The sequence below is a fragment of the Corynebacterium sp. c24Ua_83 genome, from assembly GCF_039907245.1.
Taxonomy (GTDB): domain Bacteria; phylum Actinomycetota; class Actinomycetes; order Mycobacteriales; family Mycobacteriaceae; genus Corynebacterium.
Window position 1 is genome coordinate 37,084 of record NZ_JASBOI010000002.1, and the last position, 18,345, is coordinate 55,428.

Sequence of the window (18,345 nt, forward strand, 5' to 3'; positions counted from 1 at the left end):
GTCTCCGGGCTGCGGCCTTATGCTGCCAGCCCGAAAGGGCACAGCGGCTTAGCGGCTGTGGAAGGGCAGCAGGGCCATCTCGCGCGCGTTCTTCACGGCGGTGGCAACCTGACGCTGCTGCTGCGGGGTCAGGCCCGTTACGCGGCGAGAGCGAATCTTGCCACGCTCGGAGATGAACTTACGCAGCAGATCGTAGTTCTTGTAGTCAACCGTCTCAATGCCCTCGGCCTTGAGCGGGTTCTTCTTCGGGCGGCGGGACTGTTCCATCCGCGCCTTCTTCATGTTGGTGCGCTTCATTGTGAAAGCTCCCCCTTACCAGCTGGACTTGCGTACGCCCGGCAGCTCACCGCGGTGAGCCATGTTGCGGACACGTACACGGGACAGGCCGAACTTACGCAGGTAGCCGCGCGGGCGGCCATCAGCTGCATCGCGGTTACGGACGCGAACTGGGGAAGCGTCGCGGGGCTGACGGTTCAGCTCCCACTGTGCATCCAGGCGCTCCTCGTCGGTGCTGTTCGGGTTCTTGATGATCTTCTTGAGCTCAGCGCGACGCTCCGCGTAGCGGGCGACGATTTCCTTGCGCTGCTCGTTCTTCGCGATCATGGACTTCTTAGCCATAAACTATCGCTCCTCGCGGAATTCGACGTGCTTGCGGGCAATCGGATCGAACTTCTTCAGAGTGATGCGATCCGGGTTGTTGCGCTTGTTCTTACGGGTGACGTAGGTGTAACCGGTGCCAGCCGTAGACTTCAGCTTGATGATTGGGCGGATATCGTTACGTGCCATAGTTAGATCTTCTCCCCACGGGCGCGGATCTTGGCAACGACAGACTCGATGCCGTCACGGTCAATGGTCTTCAGGCCCTTGGTGGACACGTTCAGCGTGATGGAACGGCCCTCAGAGGGCAAGTAGAACGTACGGCGCTGGATGTTCGGGTTCCAGCGACGGTTCGTGCGGCGGTGCGAGTGGGACACAGACTTGCCGAAGCTCGGCTTGCGTCCCGTGACCTGGCAATATGCCGACATGGGTTTTCTCCTTCCGCCGGAGATCTCAGGTGCCTGCGCCGCGCACTTAACAAAACCCATGGTTAGACGGGCCAAGGGTTTTAGGTGGTGGGGCGCTGCTTCTAGCGTATCTAGCCTAAAATCTGTCCGGCGATGACGTTTACATAGACAACAGCGGGAGCTAACTTTACAGCACCGCTGCGCCATAACCTAATCGCTGTTCTTGACGCCCCTACGCCCCAGCTGCTGGCCCCATCCCAGCTCGGGAAACGCGATTTTCTTTATGGCCTTCTCTTTCGCTATGATAATTCCTCGTTGTGCGACCGACTTTGTCACGCCCAAAATCCACCTGCTTAGCGGGCTGGCCTTAAGGGCGTCAGTAAAAAGAAGGCGCGCTGCTTTTTATGACCCGACTCAGGCACGACCCGCGCAAGTAACGCACGGGACCGACCTGATGTACACGTACCTAAGGGAATAAGAGGAAACCATGAAGAAGGATATCCACCCCGACTACCACCCCGTAGTCTTCAAGGATGCGAGCACTGGCCACCAGTTCATCACTCGCTCCACTGCTACCTCCGACCGCACCGTTGAATGGGAAGACGGCAACGAGTACCCGCTCATCGTCGTTGACGTGACCAGCGAGTCCCACCCCTTCTGGACCGGCGCTCAGCGCGTTATGGATACCGCCGGCCGCGTGGAGAAGTTCCAGCGTCGCTACGGCAACATGACCCGCCGCAAGAAGAAGTAAGACCTCTTCACACCAAGAAGTTCACAAGAAACCTATTTCAGACCATTAATAAGGAGGTAGAAGACAATGGCAGTTCCGAAGCGCCGTATGTCTCGTGCAAACACGCACTCCCGCCGTTCCCAGTGGAAGGCCGACAACGTAGCTCTGCAGCACGTTAAGGTTCAGGGCCAGGATGTTCAGATTCCTCGCCGCCTGGTGAAGGCAGCTCAGCTGGGTCTCATCGACCTGGATTAATGCGAGCCCAGTAGAGCGACCCCCGTCACACATGCCCGTGTGGCGGGGTTTTGCGTATGCAAACTAGGCCTAAGAAATCCTGTGCTTTCCTTAAAAATGTTGTTGCGCGCAGGCGTGATTTCAGAATCATAGGCACAATGGAGTGCATGAAGATTCTTGTTGTAGATGATGATCAGGCCGTGCGCGAATCCCTGCGCCGTTCCCTGATCTTCAACGGCTACACCGTCGTCCTGGCAACGGACGGCGAGGAGGCCCTTAAGCTCATCGCTGACGAACGACCGGATCTGGCCATCCTCGATGTGATGATGCCTAAGAAGGACGGCCTGGACGTATGCCGCGAGCTGCGTAGCCACGGCGATGACCTGCCGATCCTGCTGCTGACCGCCCGTGATTCCGTAGAGGAGCGAGTCGCCGGCCTGGATGCCGGTGCAGATGACTACCTGCCCAAGCCTTTTGCTCTGGAGGAGCTGCTGGCTCGCACCCGTTCGCTATTCCGCCGCGCGGCGCGCCCCGCGATCCAGGAAGGGGAGGCGCACGAGCCACTGAGGTTCGAGGATCTGACCCTGAACCCGGAGACGCGGGACGTTTTCCGCGGCGACCGACAGATCAGCTTGACCCGCACGGAGTTCGCCCTGCTGGAGCTGCTGATGAACAACCCGCGCAAGGTGCTTTCCCGCAATACCATCCTGGAAGAGGTCTGGGGTTATGACTTCCCAACCTCCGGAAACGCGCTGGAAGTCTACATCGGCTACCTGCGCCGTAAGACGGAGGCCAACAACGAGACTCGTTTGATTCACACTGTTCGTGGGGTGGGCTACGCGCTGCGTGAGACCGCACCGTGATCCTGCGTAGGCTCCCGGAGGGTTACCTCGCGGTAGAGCCCGAGCACGCCTCTGCCGAGAACAGGGGCGCGGATACTCGAGGAGAGAGCAGGAGGGACCGGCTGATCCAGTCCCTCCGTTTTTCCGTGCGCGGACTATCTCTGCGCACGCGACTGGCGGCCCTCACCGCCATGGTGGTGATGCTTTGTATCGCTATCATCACCATCTCCTCCTACGCCACAGTGAAGCAGGTGCTGTCGCAGGAGATGGATAAGACGCTGCAGACGCAGGCGCAGGCCTATATCGACTCGGGCTTTGAGTTCCCAGTCAGCGAGACCGGAGAGGGCGATGACTACCGTCCCCGCTTTTTCGACGCCGATAACAACCTGAGTGTCCTCGTCGTGCCCGCCGACCAGGCGGGGCGGCAAGCAGATGTGCACAAGTTCGAGGGCATTCTCAGCCCCAACGAGATCTCCGTCCTTGTTGGCGACGACCCGTATACCTTCGAATCAGAAGGCGACAAGCGAAGCTTCGCCATCGGCGCCCTCGACGGGCGCGTGATTGTGTTGCGCCTGGACATCGCCTTTACGAACCAGACTCTGGAATCCCTCTGGTTGGTTCTGATTCTGATATCGGTGACCGGCTTCATCGCCTCCATCATCGCGGGCATCGCTGTCGCGAACTCCGGCATTCAGCCGATTACTCGCCTCCGCCGCGCGGCTGACGAGGTTTCCCGTACCGGTGAGCTGCGCCAGATCCCCGTCTATTCCCAAGACGAGCTCGGATCCCTCACGGACTCTTTCAACAACATGATGAACGCCCTCCAGGAGGCGCAGACGAAGCAGAAGAACCTCGTAGCGGATGCCTCGCATGAGCTGAAGACACCGTTGACTTCGCTACGCACAAACGTGGAGCTGCTGATGTTGGCGTCACAAAGAAAAGACGGCGAAGGCCCCGGCATCAGCGAGGAAGACCGCAAGGATCTAGAGCGAGACGTGATCGCACAGATCGACGAGATGAGTGGGTTGATCGGCGACCTGGTGGATCTTGCCCGCGAGGACTCCAACCCGGAGGTTCTTAGCATCGTCGAGATCTCCGAACTCATCACCCTGGGCATCGAGCGCGTGCAACGGCGCCGTCCGGACGTGATCTTCGATACGCACCTGATTGAGTGGCACCTGCGGGGAGATGCCTTCGCCCTGTCGCGCGCGCTGCTGAATCTGCTGGACAACGCGGCGAAGTGGTCGCCAGAGGGCGGTGTGGTGCGCGTGTGGATGCAGCCGATTGTTGTTGAGGAAGGTGACGCCGCAGGCTCCGATACCGACGTCCCAGCGCACCAGGAAGTGGAGATCCGAGTGGCGGATTCCGGCCCTGGCATTCCAAAGGAGGACCGTGAGAATGTCTTCGACCGCTTCTACCGTTCGATCCAGGCGCGTTCAATGCCTGGCTCCGGCCTGGGGCTGGCGATCGTCAAGCAGGTCATTGAGAGGCACCACGGAGTGATCGTGGCTGACGAGTCGGACGACGGCGGCGCCCTGATGCGCGCGGTGCTGCCGGGGGGAGCCGAGTTAGCTGGATCCAGGCGGGGCTCGGGAACTTTTCTCTAAAAATTTTCCTTAAACTGGCAGAAAAACTACAGCATTCGTAGTGCTGAATTACATACATAACGGACATACTGGTCGCTATGGACGAAAGGGAACACAATATGGGTGAGAACAACTCGGGGGACGGTCAGCGGATGCCCGGCGAACCGGACTTTTCTAACCGTGGCCAGAAGCCGGTGCGAGGGGGCGGCGAGCCGCTGGGTGGAGTTCGCCGAGACCACATGCCCTGGGACGCTCAGCAGCGGCAGACGCAGGAGCCGGTTACACAGGTAGGCCCGGCGGTGCAGCCTCAGCAACCTGCACCGCCGGCACAGCAGGCGACACCTCCGAGCTCACAGCCATTCCCGCAGCAACTAAGTCCACAGCACCCAGAGCCGCCGCAGGGGCTGACCCCGCCGCCGGGGTCGGGACAGGAGCCTTTCACGGACCCGTACCAGCCTCAGCTGAGCAGCCAGCCGCAGGAAAAGAAGCGCTGGTCCACCCCGGCCGTTGCGGCGCTGCTACTGGCGGGCGCTGTTGTTGCTTCCGCCGTCACATATGTGGGCATGGACTCGATCAACGGCAACCAGGCCAGCAACAACGCCACATCTTCCTTCGACAACTCCAACAATTCTGGCAAGGCCTCGCAGGATAGGAAGGCTTCCAACCCGGTAAAGCCGGGCAGCACGACCGACATTGCCAACAAGGTCCTGCCCTCTGTGGTTTCAATCCGAGTTATGACATCTCGGGGCGGGGAAGAAGGCTCTGGCTCAATTATTTCCTCCGACGGCTTGATCCTCACGAACAACCACGTCGTCGCGGGTGCCGAGGACGGTCGCGCGAAGATGGAAGTTACTCTCAACGACGGCCGTACCCTCGAGGCAGATCTGGTTGCCGCCGATAAGCCCACGGATATTGCAGTTATCAAGGCAAAGAACGTCACGGACCTGCAACCCATCGAGTTTGGAGACTCGGACATGGTGAATGTCGGCGAGGACGTGATGGCGATCGGTTCCCCCCTGGGGCTGTCAGCCACGGTCACTACCGGCATTGTTTCAGCGAAAAACCGCCCCGTCCAGGCTTCTGGCGAGGACGGCGGAGAGGCCTCCCTCATCGATGCAATCCAGACTGACGCCTCCATTAATCCCGGTAACTCCGGTGGTGCCTTGGTGGACATGGAGGGCAAGCTCGTCGGCATTCCCTCCGTCATCGCCTCGACCGGTGGTAGGGAAGTGGCCGGTTCCATCGGCCTGGGCTTTGCCATCCCGATCAACCAGGCAGAGCGCATTTCCAAGCAGCTGATCGATAACGGCAAGGCCGAGCACCCGATCATCGGTGCGAAGGTCGATACACGCTCTAACGAGAATGGCGCAGTTATCGCGGATGTGAACAAGGACAGCCCCGCGGACAAGGCAGGGCTGAAGAGAGGCGATCTTGTTACTCACGTGGATGATCGACGCGTCGATTCGGGCGTGGGGCTGATCGCAGCCATCCGTTCACACGCTGTAGGCGACAAGGTCAAGCTAAAGGTCAAGGATGGCCCCGAAGGCGAGGAACGTGAGGTCGAGCTGACGCTCACCACCGCCGAGTAAATCCCTATCCCGTTCGCCTGTACAGCCGAGGGTGAACGGGATATTTTATTAGATACATCCTTTTATCGATTCAGGAGGAACGCCGTGCCAGCTCGGAAGGCTAAAGAAGGGTCTGCGGACATCAACGCGGACATCAGCGAAGTTATGGCCATGAGCTCCGTCGATCACGCGCAGGTGGACCGTCTGGCAGAGGAAATCCCGGAGCCGGACGACGCACTGTTCCACTCTCTGGATGCCCAGGAGCGTAGCCGCGAACAGCTCAGCAACGAGCCGCCACTGCACGCCATGGTTGTGCTGGTCACCGACTTCCCGGAGGAAAAGGCCAAGAACGGTGAACTGGTTGCAGAGCTGCTGGCAGAGGAAGGCTTCCTCGTCGATGCCGTGCTCAACGTCGAGTCCCGCAAGTCCGCAATCCGCAAAGTGATCCAGACCGCTGTGGTCGGTGGTGCCGATCTCGTAGTCACGATCGGTGGTACGGGTACCGGCCCGCGCGATAAGACTCCGGAGGCCACCCGCGCTGAACTGGATCGCAAGGTCCCGGGCATCGCGGAGGCTCTGCGCGCTTCCGGTTTGGCGGCTAACTCCCTGGATGCGGGTCTGTCCCGCGGAGTCGCAGGCATCTCGGGTTCGACCGTGGTGGTCAACATCGCCGGGTCCCGCGGCGCGATCCGTGATGGTATGGCCACTCTTGGACCTCTGGTTCGTCACGTTGTCGGCGATATGAATAACCGGGCTTAGCATGAGTGCCGGCCACCCGCGTAAGGGCCAGCCGGACCGCCGCCGTCGCCGGTTCTACGGCAAGGTAGGCAAAGCCGGCCAGGCTGGGGGTTCGGGTTCTTCTTTTATTGACGCCATCGTCTCCGACAAAACAAAACCCCACTCAAGCCCTTCACGGGATGAGTGGGGTGACGATCGCCCTTCCGCAGAGCAGGAGCGCCGCTTCCTAGAGGAACAGCGCCCGCCGCACTGGGGCTAGCGGGGGCTGGGGCACGTTAGTTTTCTGCGTGCTTGCCGGTCGGCTCTGCCTCGCCGCCACGCTGCTCCACCAGCAGGTCGCGGATCTCGGCCAGCAGCTCGGTCTCAGTAGCAGCAGCCTCCTCCGGCTCGATGCCCTTGCGGCGAGCGTTCATCTCAGCCAGCTTGTTCATCGGCATGATCATCACGAAGTAGATGACGGCAGCGATGATCAGGAAGTTGACGGCGGCGGTCAGGACAGCGCCGATGTTGACGAACGTTGCATCGTTGCCCTCGCGGAGGTGGAAGCCCATTCCGAACTCGGGGGAGCCGCCGACTGCAGCCAGGAGCGGCTCGACGATGCCGTTGGTGAAAGCGGTGACGATGGCGGTGAAGGCACCGCCGATGATGACGGCTACGGCAAGTTCCATGACGTTGCCGCGCATGATGAACTTCTTAAAACCTTCAAGCATTGCGCAAAAGACCTTTCTTGTCCGCGACCTAGCGCAGACTTTTTAAAGCAATTAAAAGATGGGGAAGTATCCGAGGTCGTGGATCACAGCGTCTACGACCAGATCGTGGTCTTGGCAGGGAACGTCGCGGGTGAATTCTTCGTGGTCTACCACTGCCCATACCTTCACATGCGATGGGCGATTGGCAAGAGTTCGATCATAGAAGCCACCGCCCTGTCCGAGCCGTGTCCCATGATAATCAATCGATAGAGCAGGTGTAACTATTACATCGACGCATGTCGGGAAAGTGTGAATTGCATTACTCTCCGAGTCGCTTACGGGCTCGCCCACCGGCTCGAGTATTCCCCACGTGCCTTCGACGAGGTTTGGGTTGTCCGGCTGATATTCGATCCATTCGAGACTGGGGGCGTCACCACGAACAACGCGAGGAAGCAACACTCGCGCTCCAGTGCGCGCCAGGACATCGGGAAGATCCGCGCCGCCCGGCTCGCCCGGGAGGGGGACATATCCGCAGATGGTGGAAGGTGTGCAGGGGAGGTCCGCGAGAGCGTCCAAGAGGTGAGTCTGAATGCTTCGGTCGCGAAAGGGGCGCTCGTCGACGCGGTCGGCGCGGGCAGCGCGCACTCGGGCGCGGGCGCGCTTCTTCAACTCAGAGGGGGTGGTCATCGCCTCAAAGCCTACTGCAAAAGAAAACTCTCCTTAAGCGGTGTGTAGAGCACGAAACCCGGAGCTTAAAGCGCTACTATTCCGGCATGACTTCTAGCCCTACGATCTCCACGTCCGAGCAAGCCGCACTGCGTACCGTCGTGGTCCCGGCTGCTGGGCTTGGAACCCGCTTTTTGCCCGCCACCAAAACCGTTCCCAAGGAACTGCTGCCCGTCGTGGACACTCCCGGGATCGAACTGATTGCAAAGGAAGCCGCCGATGCAGGTGCAGACCGCTTGGCGATTGTGACGGCTCCGAAGAAGGGCGGGGTGCTCGGCCACTTTGATACCGACGAAGAGCTGGAGCGCACGCTAGAGCAGCGCGGCAAGACCGACCAGCTGAACAAGGTGCGCGCTACCGACGGGCTGATCGACGTGGTGGCTGTCGAACAGGAGAAGCCGCTCGGCCTGGGGCACGCCATCGGGTTGGCCGAAGAGGTGCTGGATGACGACGAGGATTGCTTCGCCGTCATGCTGCCGGACGACCTGGTTCTGCCGATGGGCGTGATGGAGAAGATGCTTGCCGTGCGCAAGCAGTACGGCGGATCCGTGCTGTGTGCCTTCGAGGTGCCGCGCGAGGAGACGAGCAACTACGGAGTCTTCGAGATCGACGAGGCGGACCACGCCGACGTGAAGATCGTGAAGGGCATGGTGGAAAAGCCGGCCGTCGAAGATGCTCCGTCCAACTTTGTGGCCACCGGGCGCTACCTGCTGGATCGACAGGTATTTGATGCTCTGCGCCGCACGAAGCCGGGCAAGGGTGGGGAAATCCAGATCACCGACGCCATCGAGCTGATGATTACCGAAGGCCACCCTGTGCACATCATCGTTCACCACGGCCTACGCCATGACCTAGGCAACCCGGGTGGGTACATTCGAGCTTGTGTCGATTTCGCGCTTCAGAATGAGACATATGGCCCCAGCCTGAAGACCTGGCTGCGGGAGCGCCTGAACCAGGAAAACTAGGGGCAACAAACATGCGATCGGTCGAAGAACAACTGGCAATCATCACCTCTGCGGCGGTGACCCCTGAGCCAGTGCGCATCGCCATCACCGAGACTCTGGGGCTGCGCTGCGCCGAAAGGGTCGAGGGCGCCGAGCCGCTGCCCGGATTCGACCAGGCCGCCATCGACGGCTATGCCGTGCGCAGCGTGGATATTCGCCAAGCTCTGGCAGCCGCCCGGGGCGGCGACGCCGACCGAGACCCGGAGGATGCCGCGGCCGCAGAGAACACCAGCGGTGTGAAGGAAACCCTGCCGATCGTCGGCGACGTAACCGCCGGCTCCCTGCGTCCGATCCGTTTGCAGCCGCGCCAGGCGGTGCGGGTGGAGATGGGCGCGCCACTGCCGACCCTGGCGGATTCGGTGCTCCCACTGGACTGGGTGGAAAAGGAAGGCCGCAAGATCCGCCCGTTGGAGGCCATCGCCTCCGGCGAGTTCGTGCACCGGAAGGGCTCCGACGTGCAGCCCGGCGACGTTGTCGTGGAGGAAGGCGCCGTCATCGGTGCCGCCCAGGTGGGCTTGCTGGCCGCTGTGGGGCGATCCAAGGTGCTGGTTTACCCGCGCCCGCGCCTGTCGGTGCTCTCCTTCGGCCGTGAACTGCTGGACATCGACCGCGACCCGGCTGTGGGCCAGGTTTACGACGTGAACTCCTATGCCCTGGCCGCCGCCGCCCGCGAAGCCGGCGCGGACGTGCACCGCGTGGGCATCCTCAGTGGCGAGCCGCGCAAGATGCGCGAGGTGCTGGAAAGCCAGCTGCTGCGCTCCGAGGTTGTGGTGATCTCCGGCGCAGTGGGAGGTGCGGCCAGCGACGAGCTGCGGGAAATCCTCTCCGAGATGGGGGAGATGGACATTCAGCGCATCGCCATGCACCCGGGTTCAGTCATGGGCTTCGGCACGCTGGGGCAGGACAAGGTGCCGACCTTCCTGCTGCCGGCCAATCCCTCCGCCGCCCTCGTTTCCTTTGAGGTCATGGTGCGCCCGCTGGTGCAGCTGATCCGTGGCCGCCGTCAGGCCACCCGCCGCGTGGTTCCCGCCCGCACGATCGCCGGCATCGCCTCGGCTCCCGGTCGCCGTGGCTTTATCCGCGGCCAGTTGATGCGCGACCGGGAGACCCGCGAGTTCCTGGTGGATCCCCTCGGAGCGGTGAACGGCGGCGAGCCGACCCACCTGCTGGGCAGCCACGGGCAGGCTAACTGCCTGATTGTGGTGCCTTCCGATGTGACGGACGTGGCACCGGGGCAGGAAGTGGACGTGCTGTTCCTCAGCAACAAGGATTAGCCCACCCGTGCTTCATCGACTGCGCGCCGCCTTCGCCCCCACCGCGGTGCCCGAACAGCACACGCGCACCGTTTTGAGCCGTGGGCACATGTACGGAGATCTTAATGACGCCCCCACGGCCGCCCTGCCGGTAACTCTGCGTCCCGTGCGCGCCACCGACGGGGCGCAGTGGAGCGCCGCGCGGATCGAGGATCAGAAACTACTGCAGCCTTTTGAACCGACCGTGCCGGGGGACTGGGCTGCAGCGCACAGCCCGCAGGCCTGGCGGCAGACTTTCCACAACCTGCAGGTCCTGTCCGCCGACCGCCTGCTGGTGCCGATGGTCATCGACATTGATGGGGAGTTCGCGGGACAGCTGACGATCGGCAACATCCAATACGGAACCGTATCCAGCGCGTGGATTGGCTACTGGGTGCACTCGCGGTTCCAGGGCCACGGCGTGGCCACCGCGGCGGTAGCGCTGGGCGTGGACTTGGGGATGCAGGTAGTGGGGCTGCACAGGATAGAGGCTACGGTCATGCCGGAGAACGTGGCGTCCAGAAAAGTGCTAGAGAAAACCGGCTTCCGCATCGAAGGGCAGCTACAGCGAAACCTGCACATCAACGGCGAATGGCGGGACCACCTGCTGGTGGCGCAGACTCAGGAGGAAACGGCGCCGGACGGGGTGGTGCGCAGGCTGGTGAACCGCGGAATCTTGGGGCTGGCTGTGAACCGAAACTAGCCTCGGCGTGGCGAGCGCGGATATAGGGGTTACGCGGGTAGCGTGGCAAGCACTTGACCATTCACGCTGCCCGCATAAGCTTCACAAACTTCGAGGAGAACTGATACACGTGTCCGGCTCCCTTTTGCTCATTGCCGCCGTTTGGTTGGTGCTGCTGGCGCCGCTTCTGCTGCGCAACCAGAAACCCGTGCGACGGACTGCCCAGGCACTGAGCGAGACCCGCGTGCTGCACCGAGGTGGCAGCACCCTGAAGGCGAAGCGCAAGCTCAAGCCGGCCGAGGGCCTGTACATGTCCTCTGATGACGACGAACTGGAGCTGGTCGACGCAGAGCCGGAGTATGTCCTGCTGGAAGACGAAGATTCCGCAGCCGGCGCGAAGTCGGGCAAGCCGCGTGGGCTGCGGGCGCTGATGAACACGAAGGGCAGTGAGCGCAGTGAGGATAGCGTGGACGCTGAAGTCGTTGACGGCGAAGTGGTAGACGCTGAGATGGTCGATGCTGAGGTAGTGGACGCCGAAGCAGCAGATGCCGAAGCAGTAGATGCCAAGGCGAAGACCGCGGAGGCGACCGAGCAGACGGACGCGAACGGCGATGGTTCTGACGCAGCAGATAAGGGCTCCGGCAGGGGCGCCGAGAAGGTCTCCGAAAAGGTCGTGGCAGCGGCATCTGCGGGCAGCGCAGTGCGTTACACCGCCCAGGATGAAATGGACACCGGCGAGTTCTCCCCGGTGAAGAAGGCGGAGATGAGCGCTGAGTCTGCTGAGTCTTCTGGGTCTTCTGAGTCCAGCGACTCCAGCGATTCCACGGAGCACGCCGAGCAGTCCGAAGAGCAGAGCGCCCGCCAGGCCGCATACGCCGCAGTCCCGACTGAGTACGTGCGCGGTGGGGACGTGAAGGCGTCACCAGATTTGGTAGACCACGTCGATGAAGCACCGACGGGCAAGAACCTGGACATCCTCGAGGACTCCGATGAGCTGAGCGAGGCCGATCTGCAGTACCTGGCGTCCCGCCGTGGTCGCGGTGTGTACGACCCGGTAGCCTCCGCGCGCCTGGCCCGTGAGCGACAGAACCGCCGCAAGAAGGTGCTGCTGGTGCTGCTGGCGCTGTGCGCCCTGACCTTTGGCGCCAGCCTGGCCCTGGGCAGTGGCGTGTGGCTGACCTTCGTGGCCATGGTTGCCTTCACCGCCTTCTACCTGGTGATGCTCCGCCGCCAGGCCATCGAGGAGCGCGAGCTGCGCCACCGCCGCCTGGTGCGTATGCGCCGCGCCCGCCTGGGTGTGCGCAACACGGAGGACGACGAGCTGGGCGTGCCGGATCGCCTGATCCGCCCGGGCGCCGTGATCCTGGAAACCGACGAAGACGACCCGGCCTTCAGCAACCTGGAGTACGCCGACGGCAGCGACTTCTTCGACGTACCGGGCGGGGGCTCCGACGCGGGCGCACCATCCGCTTCCGCCGCAGACGAGGAATACCTCGACCCGCGCTCCGGCATCCGCGCGGTCTAGGAGTAAACCTCCCGCATGCTGAACCACCCCGCAGCGCGTGACGCGGCCCTGCTGCTCCTGCGCCTTGTCACCGGCGTGATCTTCATTGCCCACGGCTGGAAGAAAGTCTTCATCGACGGCATGGGCGGAGTAACCGGCACCGTCGCCACCTTCGACCGCCTGCACATTCCGCAACCAAAGGTCAGTGCCTGGGCGGCGGCCAGTTTCGAGATGCTCGGCGGCGCGATGCTCATCGTTGGTCTGCTTACCACGGCAGTCGCAGGACTCTTCGCCATCTACAGCGCGCTGGTGCTGTACTTCGTGCACTGGTCCAACGGTTTCTTCGTCGCCGATGGGGGCATGGAGTTTGTGCTGCTCCTGGTCGTCTCGCTTATGATGATTGTTGTTTTCGGCGCGGGGCGCGCGAGCCTGGACAAGGCTCTCTCGCGCTTCGGCTGAAGTTGAGTCAAGCACGCAAGAGGCGGGATTAAGCGCATGGACTGTCAAGCGGTCAGGACCTCAATGTCCGCCCGGCTCGACGGCGAGACCGCCGAGCTGTCCGACGACCTCGTCGACGCGCACCTTGCCGCCTGTGAAGACTGCCAACGTTGGTATGCCACCGTCACCGCACTGGGGCGCCGGATGAACGTCTCCGCCACCCCAACGGATGATGGCCCCACGACGGAGCCGGGCGACGAACAGAAGGCGGCGCTCCTCGCACAGGTGCTCGAGCAGGCCGATCACAACCCTCAGATCAGCGGAGGCCTGCGCCGCCGTCAGCTGCCTCTCTACTTTGGTCGCTTCGCCCTTGTTGCCGTGGCGCTGGTTTATGTTGTGTGGGGCCTGTCGCTGTTGTTCGGCTCGCCTATTGGGGATGACGCCGACTCGTCTCAGCTTCGACTAGTCTCCGACGCGGCGACGATGCGCTTTGCACTGGCCGGTGGCCTCCTGTGGGCGGCTTGGCGCCCGAAAGCGGCTGCCGCAGTGTTGCCGATCTACCTGGGGCTATGGGCTTTCGGTCTAGGGTTCGCAACGCGGGAGATCGTGCTGAGCATGGTCGGGGAAGGTGGCAGCCTGACCACACTCTGGCTGCTGCTGGTGCACTTGGCGGCGGTCGTGGCCCTGGTCGTGGTGTGGGCTGGCAGGCAGAACGTGTTCATGCCGCTGCAGCAGTCGCTGCGCGCGCTGATGGCCCAGCCGGTGAACTTCAGCCCGAGCGACGCCCGACGCAACTCCACCTTCGAGCTCGGCGAGCCGCGACCGCGGGGCTGGGATTAGCGCCAGGAAGGCAGCCACATCCGCATGTCGAAGGCGAAATCGGAAAGCGGAGTGGCCGTGTAAATCGGCAGGAAGTAAAGAAAGTTCCAGACCACCAGCATCAGGTAGATCACTACCAGCAGCTGACCGGGGCGAGCCTTCACGAAGGTCTTAGGGGAGGAGTGCGGCTGGGCGGCAACGTCCGGGCGCTGCCAGCGCAGCAGCTGCCCCAGGGCCATCGCCAGCGCAATCGCCAGGAACGGAGCCAAGTTGGCTGCGTAGAACAGGTACATCTGGCGATCGAGGTTGACTAGCCAAGGCAGGAAGCCGGCGGCGAAGCCGATGACGGGCACCACCCAGCGGCGGTCTTTATGCACGATCAGGCACCATAGCCCCCACAGCATGACGGGGACGCAGAACCACCAGATAGCGGGCGTGCCGACCAGCAGGATCACCTTGTGGATGCCCTCGTCGCTGGACGGGTTGTAGTACATCAGCGAACGGCTGGAAACCAGCCAGGACCACGGCTTGGACTCCCAGTTGTGGTGGTGGCCGTTAGAGTTCGTCAGCTCCGTGTGAAAGCGCATGACGGACACGTGATAGTAGATGAAGTTCTGCAGGGCATCGGGCAGGAAAGACCAGAACCAATCCCCGGTGGTGTTGGTGTACTGCTCGGACTCCACGGCGTGGCGGAACACGCCCGTTTCGGAGGCGAACCAGGCCCGCCAGCTGACCACGTACAGAATCGCGGGGACGATCACGATGGAAAAGAAGGAGGGCAGAGCGTCGAAGAAAGCGGTCCCGAGAAGGGGACGGCGCACGCCGAAACGGCGGCGTCGAAAGTAATCAACCGCAACAATCGTCACCCCGAAGAAGGCCATGTAGTACAGACCATTCCACTTCACCGAAAGCGACAAGCCCAGCGCCACGCCCGCGGCGAAGCGCCACCAGCGATAGCCCATGCGCGGGCCGAGGGCGAAATCGTGGATCCGGTCAGCGGCCCAGACGTGCTGGAAGCGGGCCTCCATCTGCTCGGCATCCCGCACCGCGAAGTAAGTCGCCAGGCACACCAGGAACACCTGGAAGTGGTCTAGCATGGCCGAGCGCCCCGTGACGAAGAGGATCCCGTCGCACAGGGCAATAATGCCGGCGAATAAACCGATGAGGTCGGACTTCGACACTCGGCGCGCAATCGTGGCAATCAGCAGGATCGTCATCACAGCCAGCAGGGCGGACATGATTCGCCAACCCCATGGCGTATAGCCGAACACCGCCATGCCCAGCGCCTCGAACTGCTTGCCCAGGGGCGGGTGGACGACCAGGCCGTAGCCGGGATTGTCTTCGATGCCGCCGATCAGCGGGTTAGACCAGCTCTGCAGAATCTGCCAGGCCTGCGGCACATAGTGCTTCTCGTCGAACACCGGGGTGCCCGCATCCGTGGGGCGCTGCAGCATCAGTAGGCGGCTGAGCGCACCGAACAGGCCGAGGACAACCAGGATGCCCGTCCACCGGGTGAAAGTGAACGTGTGGCGCCCGGACGCAGCGGTAGACACGCGACTGTCCACGTCGGTTGTGGCGCGCTGGTCGGCGGACACTGCAGGAGCGTCGGCAAGCGGGGGAGTCGGTGTGGTCGGCACGAAAGCCAACTGTAGTAGAAGCCCCGGACAATCGGGCGCACTGGCGGGCATACTGGCGGGTATGAGTGAACCCGTAGATGCCAAGACTCTTTCCGCCGACGCAGCTACTGCGCTGCTTACCCGCGCCGCCGAGAATCGACCTCTGCCGCAGGGAGGAATCATCTTGGCGGCCACGCCGCTGGGCAATCCGCTGGATGCCTCGGTGCGGCTGATCGACGCGCTGGCCAGCGCCGACATCGTGGCTGCGGAGGACACCCGCCGCACCCGGGCGCTCGCGGACACGCTGGGGGTGGAGATTGCCGGCCGGATCTACTCCAACTTCGACCACAACGAGGCCGAGCGGGCGGAGTTCTTCGTGGAGCAGGCAGAGCAGGGCCGGCGCGTGCTGGTGGTGACGGACGCCGGCATGCCCTCCGTCTCCGACCCTGGTTTCCCGCTGGTCGTCGCTGCCCGTCGCGCGGGGGTGCCGGTGACGTGCCTGCCGGGTCCCTCCGCGGTGCCGACCGCTCTGGCGCTATCCGGCTTGGGGGTGGGCCACTTCGCGTTCCTGGGCTTCGCCCCACGCAAGGACGGCGCCCGGCGTTCGTTCTTTGGTTCTTTTAGTGACGCCCCCTACGCCGTCTGCTTCTTTGAATCCCCGCACAGGCTGGCCAAGACTCTGCAGGTAGCAGCCGAAGAGCTGGGGGATCACCGACAGGCGGCGGTGTGCCGCGAGCTGACGAAGACCTTTGAAGAGGTGAAGGTCGGCGGGCTGCGCGAGCTGGCCGAGTGGGCGGAAAACGGCGTGAAGGGGGAGATCTGCGTGGTGGTGGATGCTGCGGACGAGCAGGCAGAACCGGACGTGGAATCGCTGGTCCCGCTGGTGGAGCAAAAGGTGGCGGAGGGGGAGCGCCTGAAGGTGGCAGCCGGGGACGTGGCAAAGGCCAAGGGTGTGAGCAAGCGCGAGCTTTACGAAGCTGTGCTGCGCGAACGCGAGGAGAATTAGAGTTCTTTAAAAATTTTTAGCTGGGCTACGAGGCAGGCGGTCGATGAGTGGGATAAGGGCAGGTGAATAGGGTTTTAGGAGAGGGGAGAACGGGCGCTAGGGGCGACGTCTGCGCGCGGCTGGGGCACCACTGCGGTTGAAAAGCCCCCGCAATACCCCCCAATATTGAGGAATGACTGTATCAAGAGAAGAAGTAACACCGACTGAGGCTGATCAAGAACAGTCCATCGACTGGGTGGTCACGGGCTGTGCGGCAGCCCTCATCCTGGCCGTCGTGCTGTGGGGCGTATTTGGTGGCGATAGCTTCGCCGCCTTCGCCTCGACGGCGCTGAGCTATGTCGTAGGTGACTGGGGCTGGCTGTACGTCCTCGCCGGCACGGTGTTTGTCGGGTTCATTCTGTTCATTGCATTCAGTAAGTTCGGGCACATTCGCCTGGGCAAGGATAACGAGCCGCCGGAGTTCAACAGCATCTCTTGGGTGGCCATGATGTTCGCCGCGGGCATGGGCATTGGTCTGATGTTCTACGGTGTGACCGAGCCGTTGACGTACTACCGCGACGGTGTTCCGGGAGCGCAGGAGAACGATGTGGCCAGCTCCTTCGCCTCCACGCTGTTCCACTGGGGCCTGCACCCGTGGTCGCTGTACGCCATCGTGGCGCTGGCCATCGCCTACGGCACCTTCCGTATGGGGCGCAAGCAGCTTCTGTCCGCGGCGTTTATTCCGTTGATCGGGGAGAAGCGCGCCGAGGGCGCGCTGGGCAAGATCATCGACATTGCCGCCATCTTCGCGACGGTCTTCGGTACCGCGGCTTCCCTGGGCTTGGGTGCCGTGCAGATCCAGTCCGGTCTAGATGCCACGGGCCTGATTTCCAACCCCGGTACTTGGGTGATTGTCGGCACCATCGTGATCCTGGGTCTTTGCTTCCTGGCTTCCGCCGCTTCCGGTGTGGGCAAGGGTATTCAATACCTGTCCAACACCAATATGGTTCTGGCCGGTCTCATCGCTTTGTTCGTCCTGATCGTCGGGCCGACCGTGGTGATTCTGAACCTTATCCCGACCTCCCTGGGTAACTACCTTTCCCAGTTCTTCCAGATGGCGGCCCGTACCGCTAACTCCGGCGATGGTGCGGATGAGTGGCTGGGTACCTGGACCATCTTCTACTGGGCATGGTGGGTCTCCTGGTCTCCGTTCGTCGGCATGTTCGTCGCCCGCATTTCCCGCGGACGTACGATCCGCGAGTTCGTGTGCGTCGTCCTGATGGTCCCAACCGTGGTGACCATCATTTGGTTCTCTATCTTTGGCGGTGCCGCGATCAACGCGGAAGAAACCGGCAATTCCATCTGGGGCGATGGTGAGGCCACCAGCCAGCTGTTCAACTTGCTGCAGACCCTGCCGATGGGCCAGGTAGCAAGTATCGTCGCGATGATTCTGCTGGCGACCTTCTTCATTACCTCCGCGGACTCCGCCTCCACCGTCATGGGGTCCATGTCGCAGCGTGGACAGCTGGTCGCCAACCGTGGCGTCACCGTGCTGTGGGGTGCGCTGACCGCGGTCATCGCCCTGATGCTGCTGCTCACTGGCGGCGACGAGGCGCTGACCAACCTGCAGAACGTGACGATCATCGCCGCCAGCCCGTTCTTGCTGGTGATCATCGCCCTGATGTTCTCCATCTACAAGGCTCTGTCTAACGACCAGCTGTACCTGGACGAAAAGGCACAGCGGGAATACGCCCTGCGTATGGCTCGCGAGCGCCGCATCAACCAGCAGAACGAAGCTACGGCCGCTAAGCGCAGCCGCCGTTACAGCGGGAGCGATGTTCCGGAGCCCGTCGCAGAAGGCAACGCAGAGCATTCCTAAGCCGGGCTG

General features: G+C 62.6%; 22 protein-coding genes. 15 read left to right on the top strand and 7 right to left on the bottom strand.

Annotation, left to right across the window (positions count from 1 at the left end):
- Positions 1 to 48: 48 nt before the first annotated feature.
- The 4 genes from rpsR to rpmB are packed head-to-tail and all read right to left on the bottom strand — an operon-like array spanning position 49 to position 1,025.
- Positions 49 to 297: a 30S ribosomal protein S18 gene (rpsR, locus tag QKE30_RS01755; protein ID WP_005293672.1), complete on the bottom strand. Its 249-nt coding sequence runs from the start codon at positions 295 to 297 to the stop codon at positions 49 to 51.
- Positions 298 to 312: 15 nt separating this feature from the next.
- Entirely contained in the window at positions 313 to 618 is a 306-nt protein-coding gene (rpsN, locus tag QKE30_RS01760) for a 30S ribosomal protein S14 (RefSeq protein WP_005293669.1), read from the bottom strand.
- 3 nt (positions 619 to 621) lie between these two features.
- Entirely contained in the window at positions 622 to 786 is a 165-nt protein-coding gene (rpmG, locus tag QKE30_RS01765) for a 50S ribosomal protein L33 (RefSeq protein WP_005279910.1), read from the bottom strand.
- A gap of 2 nt (positions 787 to 788) precedes the next feature.
- Complete coding sequence (gene rpmB / locus QKE30_RS01770; RefSeq protein ID WP_005293665.1) at positions 789 to 1,025, bottom strand: 50S ribosomal protein L28; 237 nt, start codon at positions 1,023 to 1,025, stop codon at positions 789 to 791.
- A gap of 466 nt (positions 1,026 to 1,491) precedes the next feature.
- Here rpmB and QKE30_RS01775 point away from each other — a divergent pair, with 466 nt between their 5' ends.
- The 7 genes from QKE30_RS01775 to QKE30_RS01805 all read left to right on the top strand — a co-directional run bounded on the left by QKE30_RS01775 (position 1,492) and on the right by QKE30_RS01805 (position 6,961).
- Positions 1,492 to 1,755 carry a type B 50S ribosomal protein L31 gene (locus QKE30_RS01775; protein WP_005293662.1) on the top strand — a complete coding sequence of 88 codons (264 nt, stop codon included), beginning with the start codon at positions 1,492 to 1,494 and terminating at the stop codon, positions 1,753 to 1,755.
- 66 nt (positions 1,756 to 1,821) lie between these two features.
- Complete coding sequence (rpmF, locus tag QKE30_RS01780) at positions 1,822 to 1,989, top strand: 50S ribosomal protein L32 (RefSeq protein WP_011273951.1); 168 nt, start codon at positions 1,822 to 1,824, stop codon at positions 1,987 to 1,989.
- A gap of 146 nt (positions 1,990 to 2,135) precedes the next feature.
- Positions 2,136 to 2,831 (top strand): response regulator transcription factor, encoded by a 696-nt coding sequence (locus QKE30_RS01785; RefSeq protein WP_034988140.1) that lies wholly within the window; start codon positions 2,136 to 2,138, stop codon positions 2,829 to 2,831.
- On the top strand, positions 2,828 to 4,417 hold the full coding sequence (locus QKE30_RS01790) for a HAMP domain-containing sensor histidine kinase (protein WP_347933943.1): 1,590 nt from the start codon (positions 2,828 to 2,830) through the stop codon (positions 4,415 to 4,417). The genes QKE30_RS01785 and QKE30_RS01790 overlap by 4 nt, the downstream gene beginning before the upstream one ends.
- Positions 4,418 to 4,515: 98 nt before the next feature.
- Positions 4,516 to 5,985, top strand: a complete 1,470-nt coding sequence (locus QKE30_RS01795; protein ID WP_237744813.1) for a trypsin-like peptidase domain-containing protein — start codon at positions 4,516 to 4,518, stop codon at positions 5,983 to 5,985.
- A gap of 84 nt (positions 5,986 to 6,069) precedes the next feature.
- Entirely contained in the window at positions 6,070 to 6,723 is a 654-nt protein-coding gene (locus QKE30_RS01800; protein ID WP_034988144.1) for a molybdopterin-binding protein, read from the top strand.
- Position 6,724: 1 nt separating this feature from the next.
- Positions 6,725 to 6,961, top strand: coding sequence for a hypothetical protein (locus QKE30_RS01805; RefSeq protein ID WP_034988148.1), 237 nt, complete (start codon positions 6,725 to 6,727; stop codon positions 6,959 to 6,961).
- A 16-nt stretch (positions 6,962 to 6,977) separates the two neighbouring features.
- On the opposite strand, the gene mscL is transcribed toward QKE30_RS01805, so the two are convergent.
- Together mscL and QKE30_RS01815 are read right to left on the bottom strand one after the other, a co-directional pair.
- Positions 6,978 to 7,412, bottom strand: a complete 435-nt coding sequence (gene mscL, locus QKE30_RS01810) for a large conductance mechanosensitive channel protein MscL (protein ID WP_049049201.1) — start codon at positions 7,410 to 7,412, stop codon at positions 6,978 to 6,980.
- Between the two features lie 51 nt (positions 7,413 to 7,463).
- Positions 7,464 to 8,078 (bottom strand): 5-formyltetrahydrofolate cyclo-ligase, encoded by a 615-nt coding sequence (locus QKE30_RS01815; RefSeq protein ID WP_080722695.1) that lies wholly within the window; start codon positions 8,076 to 8,078, stop codon positions 7,464 to 7,466.
- An 86-nt stretch (positions 8,079 to 8,164) separates the two neighbouring features.
- Here QKE30_RS01815 and QKE30_RS01820 point away from each other — a divergent pair, with 86 nt between their 5' ends.
- The 6 genes from QKE30_RS01820 (at position 8,165) to QKE30_RS01845 (ending at position 13,877) form a co-directional block, all read left to right on the top strand.
- On the top strand, positions 8,165 to 9,082 hold the full coding sequence (locus QKE30_RS01820) for a UTP--glucose-1-phosphate uridylyltransferase (protein ID WP_192816650.1): 918 nt from the start codon (positions 8,165 to 8,167) through the stop codon (positions 9,080 to 9,082).
- An 11-nt stretch (positions 9,083 to 9,093) separates the two neighbouring features.
- Positions 9,094 to 10,395, top strand: coding sequence for a gephyrin-like molybdotransferase Glp (gene glp, locus QKE30_RS01825; RefSeq protein WP_035004484.1), 1,302 nt, complete (start codon positions 9,094 to 9,096; stop codon positions 10,393 to 10,395).
- Between the two features lie 7 nt (positions 10,396 to 10,402).
- Entirely contained in the window at positions 10,403 to 11,116 is a 714-nt protein-coding gene (locus tag QKE30_RS01830) for a GNAT family protein (RefSeq protein ID WP_347933944.1), read from the top strand.
- A gap of 109 nt (positions 11,117 to 11,225) precedes the next feature.
- Positions 11,226 to 12,620, top strand: coding sequence for a gephyrin-like molybdotransferase receptor GlpR (gene glpR / locus QKE30_RS01835; RefSeq protein ID WP_347933945.1), 1,395 nt, complete (start codon positions 11,226 to 11,228; stop codon positions 12,618 to 12,620).
- Positions 12,621 to 12,635: 15 nt separating this feature from the next.
- Positions 12,636 to 13,058 carry a DoxX family protein gene (locus QKE30_RS01840; protein WP_080722694.1) on the top strand — a complete coding sequence of 141 codons (423 nt, stop codon included), beginning with the start codon at positions 12,636 to 12,638 and terminating at the stop codon, positions 13,056 to 13,058.
- Positions 13,059 to 13,094: 36 nt separating this feature from the next.
- Positions 13,095 to 13,877, top strand: a complete 783-nt coding sequence (locus tag QKE30_RS01845) for a zf-HC2 domain-containing protein (protein ID WP_035004479.1) — start codon at positions 13,095 to 13,097, stop codon at positions 13,875 to 13,877.
- On the opposite strand, the gene QKE30_RS01850 is transcribed toward QKE30_RS01845, so the two are convergent.
- On the bottom strand, positions 13,874 to 15,544 hold the full coding sequence (locus QKE30_RS01850; protein WP_241476793.1) for a glycosyltransferase family 39 protein: 1,671 nt from the start codon (positions 15,542 to 15,544) through the stop codon (positions 13,874 to 13,876). The genes QKE30_RS01845 and QKE30_RS01850 overlap by 4 nt on opposite strands.
- A 10-nt stretch (positions 15,545 to 15,554) precedes the next feature.
- Between QKE30_RS01850 and rsmI the strand changes: the two genes are divergently transcribed.
- Together rsmI and QKE30_RS01860 are read left to right on the top strand one after the other, a co-directional pair.
- Positions 15,555 to 16,478, top strand: a complete 924-nt coding sequence (rsmI, locus tag QKE30_RS01855; protein WP_347933946.1) for a 16S rRNA (cytidine(1402)-2'-O)-methyltransferase — start codon at positions 15,555 to 15,557, stop codon at positions 16,476 to 16,478.
- Between the two features lie 172 nt (positions 16,479 to 16,650).
- Positions 16,651 to 18,336 carry a BCCT family transporter gene (locus tag QKE30_RS01860; protein ID WP_297666235.1) on the top strand — a complete coding sequence of 562 codons (1,686 nt, stop codon included), beginning with the start codon at positions 16,651 to 16,653 and terminating at the stop codon, positions 18,334 to 18,336.
- Positions 18,337 to 18,345 lie beyond the last annotated feature (9 nt).